At 73.7% G+C, this 22,221-nt stretch carries 21 protein-coding genes and 1 pseudogene; 11 read left to right on the top strand and 11 right to left on the bottom strand.

What is annotated here, in order from left to right:
- Window positions 1-412 (bottom strand): annotated as a pseudogene (locus ACFWEG_RS20950) (hypothetical protein); the annotation flags it as partial.
- A 21-nt stretch (window positions 413-433) separates the two neighbouring features.
- Window positions 434-991 (bottom strand): hypothetical protein, encoded by a 558-nt coding sequence (locus tag ACFWEG_RS20945; RefSeq protein ID WP_387217262.1) that lies wholly within the window; start codon window positions 989-991, stop codon window positions 434-436.
- Here ACFWEG_RS20945 and ACFWEG_RS20940 point away from each other — a divergent pair.
- A complete protein-coding gene (locus tag ACFWEG_RS20940; RefSeq protein ID WP_387217259.1) occupies window positions 972-1,550 on the top strand; it encodes a class I SAM-dependent methyltransferase in 579 nt (192 codons plus the stop codon). The genes ACFWEG_RS20945 and ACFWEG_RS20940 overlap by 20 nt on opposite strands.
- Before the next feature lie 150 nt (window positions 1,551-1,700).
- Here the strand turns inward: ACFWEG_RS20940 and ACFWEG_RS20935 are convergent, their stop codons facing one another.
- Window positions 1,701-2,612 carry a hypothetical protein gene (locus ACFWEG_RS20935; protein WP_387217257.1) on the bottom strand — a complete coding sequence of 304 codons (912 nt, stop codon included), beginning with the start codon at window positions 2,610-2,612 and terminating at the stop codon, window positions 1,701-1,703.
- Window positions 2,613-3,044: 432 nt separating this feature from the next.
- Between ACFWEG_RS20935 and ACFWEG_RS20930 the strand changes: the two genes are divergently transcribed.
- Entirely contained in the window at window positions 3,045-3,188 is a 144-nt protein-coding gene (locus ACFWEG_RS20930; RefSeq protein ID WP_387217254.1) for a hypothetical protein, read from the top strand.
- 262 nt (window positions 3,189-3,450) lie between these two features.
- Here ACFWEG_RS20930 and ACFWEG_RS20925 read toward each other — a convergent pair whose 3' ends face one another.
- Window positions 3,451-4,356 carry an SDR family NAD(P)-dependent oxidoreductase gene (locus ACFWEG_RS20925; protein WP_387217251.1) on the bottom strand — a complete coding sequence of 302 codons (906 nt, stop codon included), beginning with the start codon at window positions 4,354-4,356 and terminating at the stop codon, window positions 3,451-3,453.
- Between the two features lie 513 nt (window positions 4,357-4,869).
- Here ACFWEG_RS20925 and ACFWEG_RS20920 point away from each other — a divergent pair.
- Window positions 4,870-6,792 (top strand): NAD-binding lipoprotein, encoded by a 1,923-nt coding sequence (locus ACFWEG_RS20920; protein WP_387217249.1) that lies wholly within the window; start codon window positions 4,870-4,872, stop codon window positions 6,790-6,792.
- 281 nt (window positions 6,793-7,073) lie between these two features.
- On the opposite strand, the gene ACFWEG_RS20915 is transcribed toward ACFWEG_RS20920, so the two are convergent.
- The 3 genes from ACFWEG_RS20915 to ACFWEG_RS20905 all read right to left on the bottom strand — a co-directional run bounded on the left by ACFWEG_RS20915 (window position 7,074) and on the right by ACFWEG_RS20905 (window position 8,516).
- Window positions 7,074-7,193, bottom strand: coding sequence for a DUF6126 family protein (locus ACFWEG_RS20915; protein WP_387217246.1), 120 nt, complete (start codon window positions 7,191-7,193; stop codon window positions 7,074-7,076).
- Window positions 7,190-7,816: a helix-turn-helix domain-containing protein gene (locus tag ACFWEG_RS20910; protein WP_387217243.1), complete on the bottom strand. Its 627-nt coding sequence runs from the start codon at window positions 7,814-7,816 to the stop codon at window positions 7,190-7,192. The genes ACFWEG_RS20915 and ACFWEG_RS20910 overlap by 4 nt, the downstream gene beginning before the upstream one ends.
- Window positions 7,817-7,919: 103 nt before the next feature.
- Window positions 7,920-8,516: a TetR family transcriptional regulator gene (locus tag ACFWEG_RS20905; protein ID WP_387217241.1), complete on the bottom strand. Its 597-nt coding sequence runs from the start codon at window positions 8,514-8,516 to the stop codon at window positions 7,920-7,922.
- Window positions 8,517-8,684: 168 nt separating this feature from the next.
- Between ACFWEG_RS20905 and ACFWEG_RS20900 the strand changes: the two genes are divergently transcribed.
- From ACFWEG_RS20900 to ACFWEG_RS20890, 3 genes are all read left to right on the top strand, one after another.
- On the top strand, window positions 8,685-10,142 hold the full coding sequence (locus ACFWEG_RS20900; RefSeq protein WP_387217238.1) for an FAD-dependent monooxygenase: 1,458 nt from the start codon (window positions 8,685-8,687) through the stop codon (window positions 10,140-10,142).
- A 200-nt stretch (window positions 10,143-10,342) separates the two neighbouring features.
- Window positions 10,343-10,753, top strand: coding sequence for a VOC family protein (locus ACFWEG_RS20895; RefSeq protein WP_387217235.1), 411 nt, complete (start codon window positions 10,343-10,345; stop codon window positions 10,751-10,753).
- A gap of 281 nt (window positions 10,754-11,034) precedes the next feature.
- Window positions 11,035-11,823 (top strand): YqjF family protein, encoded by a 789-nt coding sequence (locus ACFWEG_RS20890; RefSeq protein WP_387217269.1) that lies wholly within the window; start codon window positions 11,035-11,037, stop codon window positions 11,821-11,823.
- Window positions 11,824-11,892: 69 nt separating this feature from the next.
- Here the strand turns inward: ACFWEG_RS20890 and ACFWEG_RS20885 are convergent, their stop codons facing one another.
- Complete coding sequence (locus ACFWEG_RS20885; protein ID WP_387217233.1) at window positions 11,893-12,789, bottom strand: LysR family transcriptional regulator; 897 nt, start codon at window positions 12,787-12,789, stop codon at window positions 11,893-11,895.
- A 169-nt stretch (window positions 12,790-12,958) separates the two neighbouring features.
- On the opposite strand from ACFWEG_RS20885, the gene ACFWEG_RS20880 reads away from it, so the two are divergent.
- Together ACFWEG_RS20880 and ACFWEG_RS20875 are read left to right on the top strand one after the other, a co-directional pair.
- Window positions 12,959-13,639 (top strand): type 1 glutamine amidotransferase domain-containing protein, encoded by a 681-nt coding sequence (locus ACFWEG_RS20880; RefSeq protein WP_387217231.1) that lies wholly within the window; start codon window positions 12,959-12,961, stop codon window positions 13,637-13,639.
- 116 nt (window positions 13,640-13,755) lie between these two features.
- Complete coding sequence (locus ACFWEG_RS20875) at window positions 13,756-14,100, top strand: putative quinol monooxygenase (protein ID WP_387217228.1); 345 nt, start codon at window positions 13,756-13,758, stop codon at window positions 14,098-14,100.
- A 411-nt stretch (window positions 14,101-14,511) separates the two neighbouring features.
- On the opposite strand, the gene ACFWEG_RS20870 is transcribed toward ACFWEG_RS20875, so the two are convergent.
- The gene (locus ACFWEG_RS20870) at window positions 14,512-15,357 is read right to left on the bottom strand and encodes an alpha/beta hydrolase (protein WP_387217266.1); all 846 of its coding nucleotides are present in this window, start codon (window positions 15,355-15,357) and stop codon (window positions 14,512-14,514) included.
- Between the two features lie 515 nt (window positions 15,358-15,872).
- On the opposite strand from ACFWEG_RS20870, the gene ACFWEG_RS20865 reads away from it, so the two are divergent.
- A complete protein-coding gene (locus tag ACFWEG_RS20865; protein WP_387217264.1) occupies window positions 15,873-18,407 on the top strand; it encodes a Helicase associated domain protein in 2,535 nt (844 codons plus the stop codon).
- A 166-nt stretch (window positions 18,408-18,573) separates the two neighbouring features.
- Here the strand turns inward: ACFWEG_RS20865 and ACFWEG_RS20860 are convergent, their stop codons facing one another.
- Window positions 18,574-19,017 (bottom strand): MarR family winged helix-turn-helix transcriptional regulator, encoded by a 444-nt coding sequence (locus tag ACFWEG_RS20860; RefSeq protein ID WP_387217226.1) that lies wholly within the window; start codon window positions 19,015-19,017, stop codon window positions 18,574-18,576.
- 91 nt (window positions 19,018-19,108) lie between these two features.
- On the opposite strand from ACFWEG_RS20860, the gene ACFWEG_RS20855 reads away from it, so the two are divergent.
- On the top strand, window positions 19,109-19,456 hold the full coding sequence (locus ACFWEG_RS20855) for a DoxX family protein (protein WP_387217224.1): 348 nt from the start codon (window positions 19,109-19,111) through the stop codon (window positions 19,454-19,456).
- A gap of 4 nt (window positions 19,457-19,460) precedes the next feature.
- On the opposite strand, the gene ACFWEG_RS20850 is transcribed toward ACFWEG_RS20855, so the two are convergent.
- Window positions 19,461-20,738 carry a PP2C family protein-serine/threonine phosphatase gene (locus tag ACFWEG_RS20850; RefSeq protein ID WP_387217223.1) on the bottom strand — a complete coding sequence of 426 codons (1,278 nt, stop codon included), beginning with the start codon at window positions 20,736-20,738 and terminating at the stop codon, window positions 19,461-19,463.
- A 270-nt stretch (window positions 20,739-21,008) separates the two neighbouring features.
- Between ACFWEG_RS20850 and ACFWEG_RS20845 the strand changes: the two genes are divergently transcribed.
- Window positions 21,009-22,166 carry a S1 family peptidase gene (locus tag ACFWEG_RS20845; protein WP_387217221.1) on the top strand — a complete coding sequence of 386 codons (1,158 nt, stop codon included), beginning with the start codon at window positions 21,009-21,011 and terminating at the stop codon, window positions 22,164-22,166.
- Window positions 22,167-22,221 lie beyond the last annotated feature (55 nt).

The following is a 22,221-nucleotide window of genomic DNA, read 5'->3' as shown; positions in this document are numbered from 1 at the left end:
CGTACATCCGCTCAGGTTCAGGCGCGGCCCAGGGCGGTCGGTAGTGGACGGTGCACACAGGCCAGACCGTCTCCTGGTGCGGTTTCGGTGCCGGCCTCGTGCCTTTACGGCGCCGACGTTCGGGGCGTGGTGACTGAGGCGGGCGCACCGTGCAGCTCTCGGCGAAGGCGGCCAGCGGCGGCAGGCCGGTGCTTCCCAGCGGATCGGTGAAGAGCGGACCGCTGGTGCCCGCCTCGAGCCTCCGGACAAAGGCTGCGGCCCGCAGCAGGGGGCGGGCCCACGCGGGGACGGGGTGGGTCATGCAGCCCCGGCGGAAGCCATGGCCGTGCAGCGTGACAGCCGAGCCGTCCAAGGCCACATCGTGGACGTGGACCGTATCAAGCCGGGTGGTGCAGACCGCGGTGAACACCACCGTGGCGAGCTGGGCAGCCAGCTACGGGTGCGCGGTAGCCCGGTGAAGCCGCCAGGCGACCCCCGCCTCGGCGAGGGAAGCTATCACCGGCCGGAAGAAGCCCCGTTCGGCCGCCATCGGCACGGCGCACTGGCAGGGACCGGCCGGGTCATCATCGGCCAAAAAGGTGGTCAGGACCGGCAGGCCAATCCAGCGATTCGCCAGCGGGCACAGCGCCTCTGATACCCGCCGTGCAGGAGCAGCAGGACCAGCCTCAGGCAGCAGGACGGAGGCCTCGGGGCCCAGGGCGGAGGCCTCGGCGACCGTGTGCTCCACCTGCTGGAATTCACGTTCCAGGAAGACCCGCACGGCTCGGTGGTGGCAGACGAGGACCAGCCGGACCCCGGTGGGGTCTGTACGTGAGTGGTGTAACTCCTCATACGAGAGCGACAGTTGATGACTGACGTGACGAGTGACATAGAGGCCGGGAAGGCCGCTGTGAGTGGGCCGGGTGCTGTGGACGACGGCCTGGTCGCCGAGCTGGTGGCCCGTGCCCAGGCCGGTGGGGTGAAGCTCACCGGTGAGGGCGGTCTCCTGCAAAGGCATTGTCACTCGCGGAGCCTCAGTTGCGGGCATCGACCCTTCGCCGCGGATGATTGAACATGCCCGCGCCGCTCCCGCCGGCGAGCGCGGCACCGTGGTCTACGCGGTTGATGACGGGTGTGTGCTGAGTACGGTCGCCACCAACTCGGTCGACTGGGTGACCGCCGGGCTGTCCTTGAACAACGTGCCTGACCTCGATGCCGCGCTCGCGGCCGTACGGCGCGTGCTGAGGGCAGAAGGTTCGCTTGCTTTCACGGTCCCGCACCCGTGCTTCGAAGCGCCGCACGCGGCCTGGACACAGGCGACCGGCGGGCCCGTTCGGCGGGTCGTCGGAGACTACAGCGCCGAGGGATTCTGGCGTTCGGACAACCCTCAAGGCGCCCGCCGGGCCGGGAACCAGCACCGGACGCTGTCCACGTACCTGATGGCTCTGGTCCGGCACGGGTTCGTCCTGGAAACCGTCACTGAGCCGTCTCGAAGTGACCAAGTGGTGGCCGCGCAACCCCGTAGGGCCGGACTACCACCGTTTCTCGCCGTTCGCGTGCGGCGCGTCTGACTACGAACTGGCACCAACCGCGCTCGTACGGGTCTGTACGGTGAGTCGTGAGTGGTGGAACTCCTCGTGTCGACGCGGGTTTCCTCGGATCCGTCATGGTGTGGTGCCGCCCCGCCCCGGTGGCACCGGTGCGGGGCGGGGTGGGGTGTGCTATGGGCAGGTGATGATCAGGCCGGTGAGCACGGTGCAGCTCGTGGTGGCGGTGTCGTTGGCCGGGTTGGGGTCGTTCGGGGTCGAGGAGGTGCGGGTGGCGGTGGCGTTGAGGGGGCCGAGGGACAGGAGTCCGAGGTTGGCGGTGAACGTCCGTGTCGCCGAGGCGCCGTTGGCGAGGGGTCCGGAGTTGCAGGTCACGGTGCGGGGGCCGGAGGCGTAGGTGCAGCCGGTGGAGAGGCCGGTGACGGAGGTCGTCTGGATGGGCAAGGCGACGGTGGTGGTCGACGCGGTCGCGGCGCCGGGTCCCTTGTTGGTGACGGTGGCGGCGTAGCCGATCTGCGACGAGAGCAGGGGGCCGGCGGTGGCCGTCAGGGCCACGCCGAGGTCGGCGGCGGCGGGGGGCAGGACGGTGACGACGATGCCGGGGTTGAAGTCCTTGCGGGAGGAGGTGCCGACGGTTCCGGACTGGAAGACGTCGTAGCTGTCGGCGGGTGTGGCGGCGTCGATGTGGGCGTTGACGGTCACGACGGCGGTCTGTCCGGCCGGGAGGCCGGTGAACTGGGCTCGTACGATCCTTCCGGTGCTACTGCAGGAGCCAGTGGGTGAGTTGGGGAGGGTGCAGGAGTCGTACACGAACAGCGCCGGGTCGCTGCCGTCGCGGGGGCTGAACTCGTAGGCGACGTCCTGTGCCGAGGCGCTGGTGTTCTGGAACGTCACGGTCACGGTGAACGGGTCGCTGGCGTCGAGCGTGGTGTCGGAGTACGCCGCGGTGACGGTGCCGTTGGGGAAGATGCTGCTGGAGGTGGCGGGGACGGAGGCCGCTGTGGGGGCGGCCAGCGCGGTCAGGCCTGCGAGGCAGAGCAGGAGGGCGACCAGGGTCGCGGTCGCCCTTCGGATCAGGTGGGACATGGGGGGCTCCCTTGTGGGGGTCGTTCGGTGGTGGACCGGCCGGCGGAGGCCGACCGGCTGCAGCAGAGCGGTGAGGGGTGGTGCTTCCGGGGTGCAGGCGGTGCTGACGGGCACCGCGGGGACAACGGGAGGCGGGAGTACGCGACGCCGGGCGCGTTCGCGGCGGCCCGGCCAGCGACCGGAGCGATAGAGTCCGGCTCTGTCATATTCACTCCCCTCCATGCGGCCGGGGAGGGTGCGCGACGGATCGAGTTGAGCGCATCGTTCACACGGGGAGCGAAGCCGACGGGCATCAGCCGACTGCCCTTCGGCTTGGCGCTGTTCACACTTCGGAGTGCCGGGCGAGCGGTGGCGCAACACCGGTCGCGCACAGGGGAAGGCGGCTTGGTCGGCGGGTCCGCACCCTGTACAACGTCAACCAACTCGCCCAGGATGCCGCCGTCGCCGTCCTGGGCGACCACCGGCATCGACTACCTGTACGGGGCCGTGGGCACCGGCGGGTCGCTCTGCGGCACCGAACGGGTCCTGAGGGAGCGCATCCCGGACCTCAAGATCATCTCGTCGAACACCTCGTAGTCGACGACGCCTCGATCCGCGCTGCTCACGCGGCGCGGACGGACGCCCGTCCATCACGTACCGGCCGACCCGCCGATCAGGATGCCGAAGTTGCGTGCCGGGTAGCGGCAGGCTCGAAGGCCTCGCCGGACTCCGCAGCACCTCCCCGCGCGATGCAGCGAAGGGAGTGCACTACGGCACCGGGTGACGGCGTGGCACCGGCGGCTGACGCGGCGCTGTACGGCGGCCTGGAATTCCTCGCCGTCTCCGCTGACCGCCGTTCTCACGGGGTGACGGGTGACCTCGTCGCCTGCGGGGGCAGGGCACCCGTTTTCTGCGCACCCCCTGCGGGTGCGGGCGTCTTCTGCGCCGCGGGGAGGCCGTCGGCGCCTCGGATCAGGGCCTCCCACGGCTGGAGGCCGTCGAGCCGGCGCCCACCCGCCTCGGTGGCCGCGCGGAGGGCGAAGTTCCCCAACGGCAGGCGCAGGGGCGGGTTCTCGCTGTCGACGAGGGCGAGGAGGGCAGGCGCGGTCGCCTCGGGGGGCGGCAGCGCGTCGGGCGTGAGGGTCGGGTCGAGGGCGTCGTGCAGGGGGCGGTAGGCGGGGTGCGGGACGGAGCGCGGCGCGGCCGCGAACCAGTCGGTGGCGTATCCGCCCGGTTCGAGGAGTGTGACCTTGATCCCGAACGGGGCGACCTCCTGCGCCAGGGCCTCCGACAAGCCCTCCAGCGCCCACTTGGTGGCGCAGTAGAGGCCCATACCCGGGTAGGACTCGATCCCGCCGCTGCTCGACACCTGGATCAGGTGGCCGCTCCCCTGCTCCCGCAACAGCGGAAGCGCTGCCTGGATCACGGCCAGGGTGCCCATGAGGTTGACCTCGAAGACGGCGCGCGCCTCGTGCTCGGTCGCCTCCTCCACGCAGCCGAGGTGTCCGACACCCGCGTTGCTGACGACGACGTCGAGCCGGCCGAAGTGGGCATGGGCCCGCTCGACCGCGGAGAACACCGCGGTCCGGTCGGTGATGTCGAGCGGGAGGGGCAGTACGGCGTCGCCGCCGGTGCTCGCGATCTCCTGGAGTGCCGTCTCGCTGCGGGCCGCGACGGCGACCAAGTCGCCGCGGGCCAGTGCGGCCTGCGCCCAGCTCCGTCCGAAGCCGCGTGACGCGCCGGTGATGAACCAGACCTTACCCACATGTCCTCCGCGGGGGTCGGGGGCCGCCGGCCCTGTGGCGTGGCGGCGAGGGCAGGCGTCGCGAGCGCCGCCGGAGCGGTTGTCGCCGCACGGCCGGCCCGCTCGTCTGACCCTTCGTCATATTGGCAGATTTGTCGATGAATCGTCTATTGGCACAAGCGTTCCCGGGAACTCCCCCGGCGTACGGCCGTCGGCGTCGCCCTGCCGACCGACACGGCATAGCGGCGGGCTCGCGGCCGGGGCGGGGCCGACGGCCCAGGAAGGCGGCCGGACTGACGGCGCCGCGGGAGAGGCACGGCGCGCTGCACGCCGTCGGACGTGTCGCACGGGGGCGTTCTCCCTCGAAGGTGTGGATTGCGAGCGCATCCGCCCGCCGTGGGAGCCGGTGCTCCAGCACACTGCAGCTCGGACTGCTGCTCCGCACCTCCGGCACCGGACAACGCGGCAGAGGCGAACGGGGGCCCGACGACGGTGCCGCCCGGTCCGTCGGGTGCAGGATGAGGGGCGGCACGTTTGGCACAGCAGCGTGATCCACGCGGGTCCCGCGCGCTCAAGGAGCTCGGCGACCGGGGCCTGTACTGGTTCGACAACACGCTGGCGCGCGGCGCCGCCGCTCTCGTCGGCTGGCTGGCCCTGCTGTGCCTGGCCGTCGTCGTTCCGGTCAGTACCGTACTGGTGTGGACCGATCCGGCGGTCCCGGCGTCCGCGCCCGCGAGGCTGGCGGCGGTCTGGCGCCTGACCGGCGAGACCCTGCGCCTGGGCGGGAAGACCGGACCGCCGCTGCGCATGACGATGTCGGTGCTGCTCGCGCTGGTCGCGCTCCTGTACGTCTCCCTCCTCGTCGGGCTGATCACGACCGCCATCACCGACCGGCTCACCGAGCTGCGCCGCGGACGGTCCACCGTGCTGGAGCGCGGTCACGTGGTGGTGCTGGGCTGGTCGGAGCAGATCCACACCGTGGTCGCCGAGCTCGTCGCCGCCAACGCCGACCGGCGCGCGGTGGTGGTCGTGCTGGCCGACCGGGACAAGACCGCCATGGAGGAGGCGCTGGCGACCCGGGTGGGCCCCCTCGGCCGGACCCGGCTGATCTGCCGCAGCGGCCCCACCACCGACCCCGCCCTGCTGTCCCTGACCAACCCCGCGACGGCCGGTGCCGTCCTGGTGCTGCCGCACGACGAACCGGGCGCCGACGCCGAGGTCGTCAGGACGCTGCTTGCCCTGCGCACCCTGCTCGCCCACCGGGAGGGCGGCCGCGAGGCGCGTCCCTGCGTGGTCGCCGCGATCCGCGACGACCGCTTCCGTCTCGCCGCCACGCTCGCGGCGGGACCGGACGGCGTCGTCCTGGAGAGCGACACGGTGTCCGCACGGATGGTCGTGCAGGCCGCTGGGCGACCCGGACTGTCGCACGTCCACCGCGAGTTGCTCGACTTCGCCGGCGACGAGTTCCACGTGGTCGCGGAACCCGCTCTGGCGGGCCGCACGTTCGGCGAGGTCCTGCTGGCGTACGCGACGTCGAGCGTCGTCGGGCTGGTGCGCGGGGGAACGCCTCTGCTCGCGCCTCCACCGGACACCGCGGTCCGCGCGGACGACAGGATCCTCGTCATCTCACGGGACGACGACGCCGTCCGCTTGGAGGACTGCGCCGACGCGGTCGAGGTGGCCGCCATGGCGGCGGGCCGGGTGGTGCCCGAGCGAGCGGAACGGGTGCTGATGCTGGGCTGGAACCGTCGGGCGCCTCTCATGATCGGGCACCTGCGGCGCAGCACGCTGCCCGGATCGGCCGTCGACGTGGTGGCGGCGGGAGCGGTCGGCATCGACCGGAGCGACCTGGCCGACGGCCCGAGGAGCGGCCTGCTCGTCACCGTGCACGAGGGGGACGCCACCCGGCCCGAGGCGCTGCACCGGCTGGACGTCGGCTCCTACGACAGCGTCATCGTGCTCGGCCGGGATCCCGCACCCGGCGACCCCGCGGGCGAGCCCGACAACGACACCCTCGTCACCCTGCTGCTCCTGCGGCAGTGGGAGGAGTCCGCCGGGCGCGCCCTGCCGGTGGTCGCGGAACTGGCCGACGACCGCAACCGGGTGCTGGCGCCCACCGGCCCTCACGCCGACGTGATCGCCCACGGCAAGACCATCGGGCTCATCATGACGCAGATCTGCCGGAACCGGCACCTCACGCCCGTGTTCGACGAGCTCCTGCGTGCCGACGGAAACGCGGTCCGCCTGCGCCCCGCGGCCGACTACGTGCGGTTGGACCAGGAGACCTCCTTCGCGACCGTGGTGGCCGCAGCCCGGCGCCGGGGCCAGTGCGCGATCGGCTACCGGGACCACGCCGCGGTGCACCGGGGCCTCGGGCACGGACTACGCGTCAACCCGCCCAAGACCGAGCGGAGGACCTGGTCCGCCCTCGACGAGGTGGTCGTGATCGGCGCGTGAGCGCGGCCGGACCGGCGGAATGCGGGGCCTTGGCGCCGGGTCTCCGGTCGGCGGTCCGTGCCCGTACCGGACGGGGATCGTTCGGCGAGTGCGGTGCGGCCTGCGAGCGGGGTCGGAAGTGGTTCGACCTCGGGCGGGCCTGGCGAGAGGGGAGTTGGGCCCTTGTGCGCGCTGCCGACGGGGGACGGTCTTCCCGGAGCCGGCGGTCGCGCCGGGGGGGTGCGGTCGCGCCGGGGGGTGCGGTGACGGCAGGAGACGACCCCGTCGTGCGGGGTCCGTCGTCACTGCCCTCCGACGGCGAACAGCAGGTAGAGGAACGCGGCGAGGATGTGCCCGACGAACAGGTAGACGACCAGCCTGATCCACAGGCCGCGGGGAATCTTGTCCTCGACGTTGCTCATGGGGCGCCTTCCGTGGTCGGGCCCAGGCACAGTGAGGCCGTGGGACTCTGCAGCAGGGTGTGGACGAAGAGCATCTCGACGCCGTCGTGGTCCTCGGCGGCGAGCCGGTGGGGGGTGAGGGAGTCGAAGTGCGCGCTGTCGCCCGGCCCGAGGAGGTGGGTGCGGTCGCCGAGGCCGAGCCGGAGCCGTCCGCTGAGGACGTACAGCCATTCCTCGCCGGGGTGCACGCGGACGATGTCGCCCTGGGCGCCGTGGGGGACGCGGACACGGAGCGCCTGCATGCCCCGGCCGCGGGCGCCCGCCTGGAAGTAGGTCCAGCCGCCCGCGCGGGTGGGTTCCATGTCCGCGGACCGGACCACCGCGTCCCTCTCCGCGGGCGCCTCGCCGAGCAGGTCGGAGACGGTCGTACCGTAGACGCGGGCCAGGGCGAGGAGCATGGGGAGCGAGGGGTGGCGTCGCCCCGTCTCCAGCCGGGAGAGGTGGGCCGGTGAGAGCCCGGCGCTGGAAGCAGCGGCCTCCAGGGTGAGTCCCGTTCGTCGGCGCAGTGCGCGGAGCCGGGGGGCGACGGACATCAGGTCGTCGCCCTGCCTGCTCGGCGACGCGGCGGATTCGGAAGCGGTCATGCCCTCATTCAGACAGAGCTTTGCCTTACGGGCAAATGTTTTGCCTCTGAGGCAAAGAGGCGTCCGTGCCGCAGGCGCGCCACTGCGCCGTGGCGGTCGGGCCTCAGGGGTTCGGTGCGGTCAGGTATCGCTGGATCGTCGGCGCCAGCCATGCCACGACCTCCGCCCTCGCAAGACCCGTCGCCGGCGGCATCCGCAGCACGTACCGGGTGAGCGCCAGTCCCAGCAGCTGCGACGCCATGAGAGCCGAACGCCAGGGGGCCTGCTCGGGGTCGGGGCACGCCTGCCGCGCGACCGGGAGGAGTTGGTCGCGCAGGATGCCCTGCATGCGCTCCGCGCCGGCTGGGTTGGTCACGCCGACCCGCAGCAGGGCGGTGAGCACCTCGTTGTCCTCCCACACGTCGAGGAAGTGCTCGACGAGGATCCGCCCCGCGTCCCGCCGGCGGTTCGCGCCGGTGAGGTCCGGCAGGCGTAGGTCGATGTCGACGGCGGCCGCGAAGAGGCCCTCCTTGTTGCGGTAGTAGCGCATCACCATCGACGGGTCGATGTGTGCGTCCTTGGCGATCGCGCGGATGGTGGCCCGCTCGTAGCCGTCGGACGCGAAGCGCTCGCGGGCCGCCGCGAGGATCGCGCCGCGGGTGGCGTCGGAGCGGCGGGGGGCGTCGGCGCCGGAGGCGCTGGGGTCTTGCGTGCCGTTCATGCCAACAAGCGTAGGCCAACGGTCGTGGGTCAACGAACGTTGCCCACCGTCGTTGGCCAACAGGCGTTGACACCCGAACGCAGGGCTCGCTAATCTTGCCAACAAGCGTTGGCCAACAAGCGTTGGCACGTAACGACAGGCAGCAGACGCAGGCATCAGGAGGCCACCGTGAACGGCACCGCCACCCACCGCACCGTCATCGTCGTCGGCTCCGGCCCCACCGGCCTCCTCCTCGCCGGCGACCTCGCCACCGCCGGCGTCCCCGTCACCCTCCTCGAGCGGCGGCCGCACAAGATCAGCAACCTCTCCCGCGCCTTCGGGGTGCACGCCCGCACCCTGGAGCAGCTCGACGCCCGCGGCCTCGCCGAGGAACTCCTCGCCACCGGCGACACCATCACCGGCCTACGGCTCTTCCGCCGCCTCTCCCTCGACCTGAGCGGCCTGCCCTCGCGCTTCCCGTTCCTGCTCATCACCCCGCAGTACGAGGTCGAGCGGCTCCTGGAGCGGCGGGCTCGGCAGGCCGGGGTGGAGTTCGCGTACGAGAGCGAGGTCGTGGGGCTGCGGCAGGACGGAGCAGGGGTCGACCTGGACGTGCGCGGCCCGGACGGAGCGGTCACCACCCGCCGGGCGGCCTACGTCGTCGGCGCCGACGGCCACCGCAGCGCCGTGCGGGAGGCGATCGGCCTGGACTTCCCCGGCGTCTCCGTCATCAGGTCGCTGATCCTCGCCGACGTCCGGCTGGCCAAGGAGCCCGAGGGCGTGCTCACCGTCAACGGCCGCGGGGACGCCTTCGCGATGATCGCCTCCTTCGGGGACGGCTGGTACCGGGTGATGGGCTGGAACCGCCGCAACGAGGTCTCCGACGACGCCCCGCTCCACCTCGACGAGGTCAAGGAGATCACCCGCCGCGCCCTGGGGACCGACCACGGCATGCACGACGCCCGCTGGCTCTCCCGCTTCCACAGCGACGAGCGCCAGGCACCGCACTACCGGGTCGGGCGGGTCTTCCTCGCCGGGGACGCGGCTCACGTCCACTCCCCCGCCGGCGGACAGGGCATGAACACCGGCCTCCAGGACGCCGCCAACCTGAGCTGGAAGCTCGCCGCGGCCGTCCAGGGCCGGGCGCCCGAAGGCCTCCTCGACAGCTACGAGGCCGAACGCCACCCCGTCGGGAAGGCGGTCCTGCGCAGCAGCGGCGGACTGGTCCGGCTGGCCCGCGCACAGAACCCGCTCCTGCGCGCGGTGCGCGCGCTCGTCTCCGCGGCCGTCGACAGGACCCCTCCCCTGCAGCGCAAGGCCCTCGGTCAGATCACCGGGATCGGCTACGCCTACCCCGCCCCCCGCGGCGCCCACCGCCTCACCGGCACCCGCGTCCCCGACGTCGCGCTGAAGGGCGGCCGGCTTCACGAGGCGCTCCGCGGCGGCCGGTTCGTGCTCATCACCCCCGGCCCGTACCAAGGCCCCGGCGTCCGCGAGGGGTGGCTGACCGTCACGCGCTGGGCGGGCGAACGCCGTTCGACCGTCCTGGTGCGACCCGACGGATACGCCGCCTGGGCGGCCGACAGCCCCACCACCGCGGACATCGACGCCGCCGTGACCCGACACCTGGGCCACCAGGCCGGTTGATCAGGCCGCGCGCACCGAGCACCACGACGCTCGCCCGTGTCCCTGCGGCGGACCTCGCCCAGGGACGCACTGCGCAGCTCCCGCTCCGGTGGGGTGGCCAGGAAGCGGTGGCCCGACGCACGGACCGCCGCCGCACCCCCGCCCGGCGGAACCGGTCCCGCGGCCTCATCGCCTCCGGAGGCCTGTGGCAGGATCGCGGGATGCTGCGACTCACCGATTTCATCATCGACTGCCCGGACACGATGAAGCTGGCGGGCTTCTACTCCGAGGTGACGGGCCGTCCGATCAAGGAAGGCAGCTCCGAGGACTGGGCCGGCATCGCGTTCGGCGAGATCGAGCTGGCGTTCATCCGGGTGGACGACTACCGCGCCCCGCACTGGCCCGACGGCGACCACCCCAAGCAGTTCCACCTGGATTTCGAGGTGGACGAGATCGAGTCCGAGCAGCGCCGCGTCCTCGACCTCGGGGCGACGCTGAAGCAGGACTTCATCCGCCCCGACGGCTACGGCTGGCGGGTCTACACCGACCCGGTCGGGCACCCCTTCTGCCTGTGCCGCAACAAGGGCGTCGTCTGGACCGACCAGGGCCCGACCTGGCCCGAGCGTGACTGATCCGGTCCCGGTGACGGGCCGGCCAGTGCGGCCCCCACGCCCAAAGGGCGAGCCGCACGCCTGACCGCGCACCGCGCCCCGCCGGTGCGTTGCCGATCGTCGCCGCGTACGCGCTGTTCTACTGTCTGCGGTGCCTGCTCCTCCGGGCCGTACGTCCCGGCCCGCGGGAGCAGCCTCGCAGGCCGGTCGGCGTCGGCCGCCTCGTCCTCGCGGCCGGTGTCGTGGCGACCGGGGTCATGGCGTGGCCGGCCGCAGGCAGCCCGACGCGAAAGGCCGAGAGCATGATTCCTCCCGAGCGGGTCCCGCCCGGCCCGGTCACCGCCGACGCGCCGCGCGAGGTGGCCCGGCCGCTGCTCACCCAGCGGTGGCTCGACCTGGCGTTCGTGCACTGGCCGGTCGAGCCGGAGCTGGTCGCCGGGCTCCTCCCCGCCGGCGTCCGCCCGGACACCCTGGACGGGTCGACCTACGTGGGCCTCGTGGCCTTCGGCATGCACCGCATCGGGTGGCTGGGACTGCCCGGCGTGCCCTATCTGGGGACCTTTCCGGAGACGAACGTACGGCTGTACTCCGTGGACGACGCCGGTCGGCGCGGCGTCGTCTTCCGCTCCCTGGACGCCTCCCGCCTGCTCCCGGTGCTCGCGGGGCGCGCACTGTTCGGCCTCCCCTACGTGTGGTCGCGCATGACGGTCCGACACCGCGGCACGACCGTCGCCTACCGCAGCACCCGCCGGTGGCCCGGCCCGCGCGGCGCGCGCGCCGACCTGGTCGTGCGGGTCGGCGAGGCACTGGCGCGCCCCGGTGAACTGGAGCACTTCGTCACGGCGCGCTGGGGCATGCACACCTCCGTCCTCGGCCGGACGGTCTTCGTGCCCAACTCCCACCCCCGCTGGCCCCTGCACCGGGCCGAACTGCTCTCCCTGGACGAGAACGTCGTCCGCGCGGCCGGGATCCAGGGCCCGCTCGGGCCACCGGCCAGCGTCCTGTACTCGCCGGGCGTGCCGGTCCGCTTCGGCAGACCCGCAGCTCGTGCCACCGGAGGACGGGCAGGCCGACCGCGACGTCGAGCCTGACGGCGGTCCGCCCCCCCCACCCGCTCGCGCGATCCCCGCCGAGGCGCGGCCTGGTCCGCGGGGGCCGTGTCACCACATCCTGGCCTGCATCAGCAGGTGCGTGCGGACGGCGGCCACGTGGGGCATGTTCTCGATGCCGGGACGCGTCGCCAGGTAGAGGGTGTTGATCGGCGGGACCTCCGGGGAGAGCAGTGCCACGAGTGCGCCGGAGGCGAGTTCACGGGCGCACAGGTAGCGGGGCAGCACGCTGACTCCGGCGCCGGCGACGGTCGCGGCGAGCACGCCCCGGAGGTCGGGTACGACGACGGCGGGACTGGCCGCGGGCCTGGTGGCGAAGACGGTGCGCCAGTAGCGGCGGATCACGGGCAGGTCCTCGGCGTACGAGACCAGCGGCACGTCGCGCAGGGCGCCCGGCCCGTGCTCCGCCAGCGCCCGGCGGTCGATCGCGTCCGCCCAGCGGGGAGCGGCCACCAGGACGAACTCCTCGTCCGTCAGCGGTGTCGCCGCGACGGTCCGGCCGCGGGGCCGGACGGTGGAGACGACGAGGTCGAACCGGGCCTCGACGAGTCCGGCGAGCAGGTCCTCGCTCAGTCCCAGCGAGACCCGCAGTCTCAGCCCCTGGTCGACCAGCGGGGTGAGGGCCGGCAGCACCCGGGTGCAGGTCAGTTCCGCCGGACCGGCGAGGTGCAGCGGCCGGGCGAACGGGCCGCGGGCGGCCGGGCCGCGCTCGGCGACGGCCGCGAGGGCGTCGATGTGCGGGGCCACCTCGGCGGCGAGCTCGTCGGCCACGGCGGTGGGCGCGACCCCGCGGGGCAGCCGCTGGAACAGCTGCTGGTCCAGCCCCTGCTCCAGGGCGCGCAGTTGCGCGGTGACGGTGGGCTGCGAGAGCCCGACCTCCCGTGCGGCCGCGGTCAGGGACCGGGCGCGGTAGACGGCCAGGAACGTCCTCAGCAACGCCAGATCCACGAGCCGCACCTCCACGCCGCGCACTGCGATCGGAATTCCGATACCTGGGTACGCATTCTGCCATTGGAAACCGATGGATCTCGTCCCTACAGTCGATCGCAGGTGCCGCGCACGGCACCGTCGAGACATCGTTGCGCCCCGTCGCGGACGCCGGGAGGAGAGCATCCCCATGACCCGTACCCACAAGATCCTCATCGCCCTGACCAGCCACGACCGGCTGGGAGACACCGGCCGCAGCACCGGCTGGTACCTACCCGAGGCGGCCCACCCCTGGAAGGAGTTCACCGAGGCGGGATACCAGGTGGACATCGTCTCCGTCCTCGGCGGGAAGCCGGCCATGGACGGCGCGGACCTCTCGGACCCGGTCCAGCAGGCGTTCCTCGACGATCCGCGGATCGCCGCGCAGCTCGCGGACACCCGCCGCCCCGGTCAGGTGTCGGCGGACGACTACGACGCCGTCCTGTACGTCGGAGGCCACGGCACGATGTGGGACTTCCCCCACGACGGGGACCTCGCCGAGCTCGCCCGCGACGTCTACGAGGCCGGCGGCGTCGTCTCGGCCGTCTGCCACGGTCCGGCCGGGCTGGTGAACCTCACCCTGTCCGACGGCGGCCACCTGGTGGCCGGCAAGAACCTCGCCGCCTTCACCAACAGCGAGGAGGCCGCGGTCGGACTGACCGACGTGGTCCCCTTCCACCTGCAGACGGCCCTGGAGGAGCGCGGCGCCCGGCACAGCGCCGCCGCCGACTTCGACGCCCACGTCGTCACGGACGGCCGCCTGGTCACCGGCCAGAACCCCGCCTCGGCCGCCGCCGTCGGCGCGGCCGTCGTCAAGGCCCTCGCTTCCTGACGCCCGCCCCCGGCCCTCGGGCGCCTCGCCCTCGGAACCCGAGGCCGCACCCGAGGGCCGGGCACGACCGCGACCCCCTCAGCACACCGACGAGGACAACCGGAGAGGAACACCGCATGCAGACCCCCCACGAGACGACCGACCACTGGCCGCTGGCCGGGGCCGCTCACGGGCAGATCGTGGTGATCGCCCGCTGGCGGCCCGTCGCCGGGACCCGCGCCCGGATCCTCGCCGCGCTGCCCGACCTGGTCGACTCCTCGCGGGCCGAACCGGGCTGCCTCGGCTACCAGGTCCTGCCCGGCCCCGACTCCGCGGACGGCGACATCGTGCTCATCGAGCGGTACGCCGACCGCGACGCCTTCGAGGCGCACCGTACGAGCGCACATTTCCGCCGGATCGTGCAGGGCGACATCGCCCCGTACCTGCTCGACCGCGAGGTCACCGTCTGCACGGCGGACTGAACCGGGCGACCCGCAGGCCCTCGGCGGCATGGACGGGGGCCGCGGCGTGCCGACCTGTGCGGAGTTCGGCGTACGCGAGCCGCCCCGGGGCCCGGGGCTGGGCCACGACGGGGCCGTGGGCGCGGGCGTGCCGCGGCAGCGCGGCGCGCCCGTGGCCCGGGGGCCGGGGGCCGGGGGCCGGGGGCCGGTGATCGTCAGGACGCCGCCGGTGCAGTACGGCGGCCAGGACGTCGAGTGCGCCGTCCCGGCCGTGCGGCCGAGGCGCGGGTGGCGGTGGTGTCACGCCCGGCACGTCACGAGTGTGTGATCAGGCCCGGATGCCGCGGCCCGCGGGGCCCCAGCGGTGCGGCGCACCCCGTGCCGGAGCACGACACCGCCGATGGGCGGTGCCGTGCCCCGGCCGGGCGCTGGTCAGAGCGGGCAGGTGCCCCGGTACTCCTCGATGGTCAGGCTGGGGCGCGGCAGGGGGCAGAGGAACTGCTCGTAGCGGGTGTCGTCGTCGATGAAGCGCTTCAGCCACGAGACGCTGTACTTCGCGATCGTCGTGTCGGACGAGTTCGGGGTGAAGTGGTTCGCCCCGTTCAGCTCGAGGTACGCCTTCGACAGGGAGCCGGGCAGGGACTCGTAGAACGGCTCGGAGTGCGAGGAGACGGGGGCGACGGTGTCGCCGTCCGCTCCGACGACCAGGGTCGGGGTCCGCAGCTCGGGCCAGGTCTTGTCGAGGTTCCAGCCGGTGAGCGGGATCGCCGCCTTGAGCGAGGTGCGGGACTTGGCGGCCTCCAGGCTGCCGCCGCCGCCCATGGAGTGCCCCATGACGCCCAGGCGCGAGGCGTCGATGCGGGAGCGGACCGTGCTGCGCTGGGTCAGGTGGTCGAGCGCGGCCAGCAGCTGGCGGCCCCGGCTGTCGGGCTGGTCGAGCGTGGAGTTGGTGTCGATGGTGAAGACCACGAAGCCCTGGGAGGCCAGGCGGGGCCCGAGCCAGGCGATGCTGGACTGCCGGGCGGTGTAGCCAGGGGAGATGGCGACCGCGCCGAACGTGCCGTCGGCGCTCGACGTCGGGTAGTAGATCGTGCCGCCGCCGAAGCCGGACGCGGAGAGCGAGGAGACGGTGGTGGTGGACACCGCGTACGGGCCGCGGGCCGCCTCGATGCTGGACACGGTCGGGGCGGGACCGCGCTCGTAGGGATTGTCGGCGGCCTGGGCGGGCGGGACGAGGACGGCGGCGAGGAGGCCGCCGGCGGATGCGGCGCCGATCAGGACGGCTCGGACGGGGCGGCGGAGCACGGAGTGCTGCACGGTGGGGGTCCTCTCGGTCCGGGCGGCGCGTACCGGGCGGGGCCGGCCGTGGGCCGGGTGCGTTCGGGACGGGCCGCCGCTTGCGCTGGCGACCGCTACTGTCGGGCCGGCCCGGGCCGCCGGGCATCGGCGATTTCACCGGTGACGGGACCCGCGGGGACCGGGCGGGGCTCGGGACCGGGCCGGGCTCGCGGGACCGGGCGGGGCTCGCGGGACGACGGGGCTCCCTCCCGGTGCCGCCGCACCCGGGCTCCTGCACCGGCTCCCGCGGTGATCGCCTCCGTCGTCGCGGTCGCCGCCGGGGCGTTGCGGCCGCCGCGGGCACGGCGCGCGCCTCGTCCCCTCGCCTTGCGCCGTACCGGTGCTCGGCGCCGAGGCGAGTGCGCCGGCCGTCTCCGGCTGCGGTCGCCGGCAGGTGGAGGTGGTAGGGATGGGGGGTGCGGTCGGGAAGGAGAGGGGACGGCTCCGTGGGGAAGATGGTGTTGCGGCCGCATCAGCGGGAGGCCGTGGACGCGGTGGTGCGGGCGCTGGAGGTGCCCGCACGGGGCGTGGTGGCGGAGCGCGGGCTGCGGACCCAGGTGGTGATGGCCACCGGGTCGGGGAAGAGCCTGGTGGCCGTGCGGAGTGCGGAGGAGTTGCGGGCCGGGCGGGTTCTCGTGCTGGTGCCGTCGCTGGATCTGCTGGCCCAGACGGAGGCCGCGTGGCGGGCGGGCGGGCGGACGGGGCCGATGATCGGGGTGTCGTCGCTGCGGGGGCGGGAGGTGCCGTTCCCGAACACGACGGACGTCGACGAGCTCGTGGAGTGGACGCGGGATCTGGACAAGGTGACCGTGTTCGCCACCTATGCGTCTCTCGGGTCGGGGACCCTGGAGCGGGCACATGCCGCGGGGCTCGCGGCCTGGTCGCTGGTCGTCGTGGACGAGGCGCACCGGAGCTCGGGGCGGATCGGGAAGCCGTGGGCGGTCGTGCACGACAACGCCCGCGTCCCGTCGCTGCGCCGTCTCTACATGACCGCGACGCCGCGCCTGTGGCAGGCGGGCGACGGGGACGCGGCCGGTGCGCCCGGTGAGCTGGTGGCGAGCATGGACGATGATCCGGCCGGCCCGTTCGGCGCCCGCTGCTACACCCTCACGTTGTCCGAGGCCATCGATCGGGGGATCTGCGCGCCGTACCAGGTGGTGTGCGTCGACGTCACCGACACGCGGTTGCAGGCCGCGCAGTTGCTGGGTGCCGGGAGCCGGACGGATGAGGTGCGGGGCGCGCGGATCGCCGCGCTGCAGGCGGCGTTGCTGAAGGCGTCGGCCGAGGAGGGGTTCGGTCGGACGCTCGTCTTCCACCACGTGGTGAAGGAGGCCGAGGCGTTCGCGGTCGGTCTTCCCGAGGTGGCGGCGCGGTTGCATGCCGCAGATCCCGGGCTGTTTCCGCAGGCGGTCCGGGCCGACTGGTTGTGCGGGGATCACCGGCCGGAACGTCGGCGGCGGGTTCTGGCGGAGTTCGCCGGGGGGACGGCGGCGGACGGCACCGCCGTGGAGAAGGCCTATCTGGGGTCGGTGAAGGTGCTGGGCGAGGGCGTCGACATCCGCGCCTGCGACAGCGTGTACTTCGCCGATGTGCGCGGTGCGATGCCGGACCTCGTCCAGGCCGTGGGGCGGGCCCTGCGGGTCGGGCCGGGCGGGGGCAAGACGGCCAGCCTCGTCGTCCCCGTCCTGCTCGGGCCGGGGGAGACGGCGGACGACATGCTCACCAGCCGCGCGTACGACGGGCTGGCGCGGTTGCTGGAGGCGCTCCGGGCGCACGACACGCGCGCCGTGGAGGCTCTGGCCGAGCAGCAGGCCCCCAGCCGCTCACCCAAGGGGCGCGAGGGCGGTGAGGGGGCTGAGGCGGGTGCGGTGCGGGCCGGCGTGAGTGCGCCGGCGCGGGAGTTGCTGAAGTTCTCGACGCCGCGCGATCCGGCTCGGTTGGCGGCGTTCGTGCATCTGCGGGTGCTCCGTCCTGAGCATCGGCACTGGCGGCGCGGAGTCGAGGCCGCCGTGCAGTACGCGCGGGTCCACGGGGATCTGCGGGTTCCGTTCACCTTCCGGGTCCCGGGGGGCGAGGAGGCGGAGGCGGCGGGGTGGCCGGGTTCCGTGGCGGGATTCCCGCTGGGTCAGTGGATCGCCGACTGCCGGCGCTCGCACGCCCGGGGGGCCATGGACGCGGAGCGCGTCGGGCGGCTGGAGACGCTCGGCATGGTGTGGTCGCACGTGGACGTCGCGTGGGAGGAGGGGCTCGCCGCGGCGCGGGGGTGGGCGGCCGAGCACGGGCATCTGCTGGCGCCGCTCGACGCCACCCATCAGGGGTACCGGGTCGGTGTCTGGCTGAAGAACGCCCGCGCGGGCGCCCGGAGGGCGGCCGAGGCCGAGCGGCGCGCCGACGGCTCTCCGGTCGGGTCGAACCCCGGGGCGCTGTCGCCGGAGCGGCGTGAGCAGCTGGAGGAGATCGATCCGTCCTGGTGCCCTGCGTGGTCGGTCGGTTGGCAGCGGGCCTTCCATCTGACGCGGGTACATCTCGAAGCCGGTGGGGCGCTGCCCACCGCGCCGGGTGGTGTCGTGCGCCAGGGCGAGGACCTGGGGCGGTGGGTGCGGTCGGTCCGGCTCGGCTGGGACGCGCTGTCGGTCGCGCAGCGCTGGATGTGCGAGCGGGTTCTGGGGATCGAGCCCGCTTCCGCGGACGACAGGCCGGGGACTCGGGTGAGTCAGGCCGACCGGTGGGCGGTGAACCTGGCGGCCGCCCGGCAGTTCCGGGAGCGCGAAGGGCATCTCGACGTGCCGAGGAAGCACGTCGAGACCGTCGCCCCCGGCACCGGCGACAGCCCGGTTCGCCGTGAGGTGTCGGTCAGGCTCGGGGCGTGGATCAGCAACCAGCGCTCCCGGGCGGCGGCGCTCGCCCCCGAGCGCGTCCAGCAGCTGACGTCCCTCGGCATGCGGTGGGCGGCGGATACCGCCACGGCACGGCCGGGCGTGTCGGCCTGACCGGACGCCGACCGTCGCGGGGCCCCGTCCGCCCTCCGTGAGGGCGGAGCGCGCAGTGCCCCGGAACAGGCCGCTGACGCGGCGGGGAGGGTGCGGCCGGGCGGGGCTGCGGGGGCCCGGGCCGGGGCCGGCCGCGGACGGGTGCGGCGCGCAGAGGGCGGGGACCTCAGTCGGCGTCGCAGGAATGGTCGGCCGGATCGACGACGACCCGGTTCAGCAGATCGCGCAGCAGGGCCGTTTCGGCCTGGGTCAGGTCGCCGAAGAGCTCGCGCTCCGCCTGGGTCACGGCGTCGTCGACGCGGGCCAGGGCGGCGCTGCCGGCGGGGGTGATCTCGACGATGTGGCGGCGTCGGTCGGCCGGGTCGCGGCGCCGCTCGGCAAGGCCTGACGCCTCCAACTCGTTCAGGATCGCCACGAGTTGGCTGGGATCGAGTCGCATCACGATGGCCAGCTCACGCTGGCTGGTGGGCCCGGGCGCGAGGTGCGTCAGCGTCATCGCATGGCGCGGGGGCAGTCCGGCGACTCCGAGGGCGGAGCGGATGCGGGCGCCGGCGAGCTCCCCGCGCAGGGAGAGGAGGAAGCCGAGACGGTCGGTCGGATGAGCTGCCATGCCGCCACCGTAACAACCTGACGATCGCGTAGGCGCACATATCGTTGATAGAGTTCAATGGTTCTGGTTCATACACCATTGGAGGAAGTCCATGTTCATCGCCTACACCGTCGTCGCGATCCTGCTCGCCGTGGCCGTCGGCGGCTCGGCCGTGATGACGTTCACCAGGAACCCTCAGGTCGTGGGCAGCATGACGAAGGTGGGCGTGCCGGAGAGTCGGCTGCCGCTGCTGGCGACCGCGAAGGCGGCGGGCGCGCTCGGACTGCTCGCCGGACTCGTCGTCCCGGCACTGGGCGTGGCTGCGGCCGCCGGCCTGCTGCTGTACTTCGTCGGCGCGGTGATCGCGCACCTGCGGGTCAGGGATGTCGAGCTCGCACCCGCGGGGCTGCTCGCCCTGGTGTCCGCGGCGGCGCTCGTCCTGCGTCTGGCCTCCGCCTGACCTGTCAGCCGCCGGGCGTCGCGGCCGGGGTCCAGCGGAGGTGGATGACGGCCATGTCGTCGCCGATGCCGCCGGTGGGGGCGGCGAGGGATTCGGCGCCCCTGATGAGGGCGTCGACGAAGGGGGCGGGGTCGAGGTCGGCGTGGTGCTGGGCCATGGCGAGGAGGCCGTCCTCGCCGAGGCGGTCGGTGCCGGTTCCGGTGCGGCCCTCGAAGAGGCCGTCGGTGAACAGGACGATGCCCGCGTCGGTGGCGAGGGTGACCTCGTGGGGGGTCCAGGCGGCGAGGCCCGGGAGGATGCCGAGGGCGGGGCCGCCGGGGACCTCCAGCCATTCGACCTTCGCGCCGGAGCGCAGGAGGAGGCCGGGGTGGCCGGCGCGGACGACGCGCATGCGGCGGCGGTCGGGGAGCAGCTCGATCGTGGTGAGGGTGGCGAAGATCTGCTCGCCGGCGCGTTCGGCGACGAGGACCTCCTCCAGCCAGCGCAGGGCGGGGGAGCCGGTGACGCCGCTGATGACGAGCGTGCGCCAGGCGATGCGCAGGCCGACGCCGAGGGCGGCCTCGTCGGGGCCGTGGCCGGAGACGTCGCCGATGAGGACGTGGACGGTGCCGTCGGCGCGTTCGACGACGTCGTAGAAGTCGCCGCCGAGGAGGGCCTGGGCGCGGCCGGGGCGGTAGCGGGCGACGACGTCGAAGGGGGTGGGGGTGCGCAGGAGGGGGGAGGGGAGCAGGCCGCGCTCCAGGCGGGCGTTCTCCTGGGCGCGGAGTTGGCCGGCCTGGAGGGCGGCGGCGGAGGTCTCGGCCTGTTTGCGCTGGATGGCGTAGCGGATGGCGCGGTCGAGGAGTTCGGGTTCGACGCGGCCCTTGACGAGGTAGTCCTGGGCGCCGGCGGCGACGGCGGCGAGACCGGTGGCCTCCTCGGCGAGTCCGGTGAAGACGACGACGGCGGCGCCGCCGGCCTGCTCGAGGACGGTGGCCAGGGCGTCGAGGCCCTGGCCGTCGGGGAGGTGGAGGTCGAGCAGGACGCAGTCGGGGGTGGCGCGGGCCAGTTCGCGGCGGGCGTCGGCGAGGGAGCGGGCCCAGGTGGTGCGGGGTTCGAGGGTGCCGTCGGCGAAGAGTTCCTCGAGGAGGACGGCGTCGCCCTCGTCGTCCTCGACGAGGAGGACGGAGGGGGCGCGCCAGTCCGCGGGAACCTGGGGGGCGCGCGGTGAGGGCACACGGGGGGCGGGGCCCGCGGAGGGCCGCGCGCCGGGCGCGGACGGTTCCGGCTCTGTCGTGTACATCTGGTCCCCCTCTCCCCTCGATCGGCCTCAGAAGCTTGCCACACGGCAAGTGATGCTCGACCCCCTCAAGGGTCTTCACAATTCTGTCACCTCGCGGGCGGCCGTTCGGACGGAGGGGCGAGCTTCCGCCGACGAGGGCGAAATGACCGCCGTTATTGGCATGGACCTGACCATGATCCTCCGTTAGGCTCACCCGCAGCCGAGTCTGAGAGCGCTCTCTGAATCGCCGTTCCAACCCCACGCCACTGGAACAACGAAGGGTCACCCCCCATGAGACGCACCACTTCGCTCCGCGCTGCCCTGGCCACGCTGCTCGCCGCCGGGGTCTGGGCGGGAGCCGGGCTCGTACCGGCCTCCGCGGCTCCCGCCCCCTCCCCCGCGCCCCGGGCCGAGGCTCCCGCCTCGGACGGGTTGATCGCCGCGATGAAGAAGGACTTCGGCCTGACCGGGGCCGAGGTGAAGCAGCGGCTGGCGGCGGAGAAGGACGCCACCGCGCTGGAGAAGAAGGCGCGCGGGCTCGCCGGCGCCTCGTACGCGGGCTCCTGGTACGACGCCGGGGCCGACCGGCTGACCGTCGCCGTGGCGGACGGCGGCTCGGCGGCCGCGGTGCGGGCGAGCGGCGCCGCGGTGGAGGTCGTCGAGCACAGCGCGGCCCGGCTCGACGCCGCCAAGGACCGGATCGACGCCCTCTCCGCGCCGAAGGCCGTCACCGGCTGGCACGTCGACCCGCGGCAGAACCGGGTCGTGGTCGAGGTCCGCGCCGGGAAGCGGGCGGACGCGGGCGTCCGGGCGTTCCTGGACCGGGCCCGCGCGGCCGGGCCCGTCGCGGTGCGCGAGACCACCCGGGTGCCGCGGACGTTCGCCGCGGGGACCGTCGGCGGTGATCCGTACTACACGGGCAACGTGCGCTGCTCCATCGGGTTCTCGGTGTACGGCGGCTTCGTGACCGCGGGACACTGCGGCGGGGCCGGCCAGGCGGTCTACGGCTGGGACCGCAGCTACGTCGGCAACTTCCAGGGTTCGTCGTTCCCGGAGAACGACTACGCCTGGGTGAACGTCGGCAGCGGCTGGTGGACGGTGCCGGTCGTGCTCGGCTGGGGCCGCGTCCCCGACCAGTTGGTCCGCGGCTCGAACGAGGCGCCGATCGGCGCCTCGATCTGCCGCTCGGGCTCCACGACGCGCTGGCACTGCGGGACGGTGCTCGCCAAGAACGAGACGGTGAACTACGCCCAGGGCGCGGTGCGTCAGATGACGAAGACCAGCGTCTGCGCCGAGGGCGGCGACTCCGGCGGGTCGTTCCTCAGCGGCGACCAGGCGCAGGGCGTCACCTCCGGCGGCTGGGGCAACTGCAGCACCGGCGGTCAGACCTGGTACCAGCCGGTCAACGAGATCCTGCAGCGCTACGGGCTGCGGCTGCACACCGCGTGACGCCGAGCGCGGCTCCGCGGTGAGGGGTGGGCCCGGTACGGCGGCGGTTCTCGCC

The sequence above is a fragment of the Streptomyces sp. NPDC060194 genome, assembly GCF_042728285.1.
Taxonomy (GTDB): Bacteria; Actinomycetota; Actinomycetes; order Streptomycetales; family Streptomycetaceae; genus Streptomyces.
Note: the sequence above shows the minus strand (reverse complement) of the source record. Positions and strands in the feature narration are given on the sequence as shown.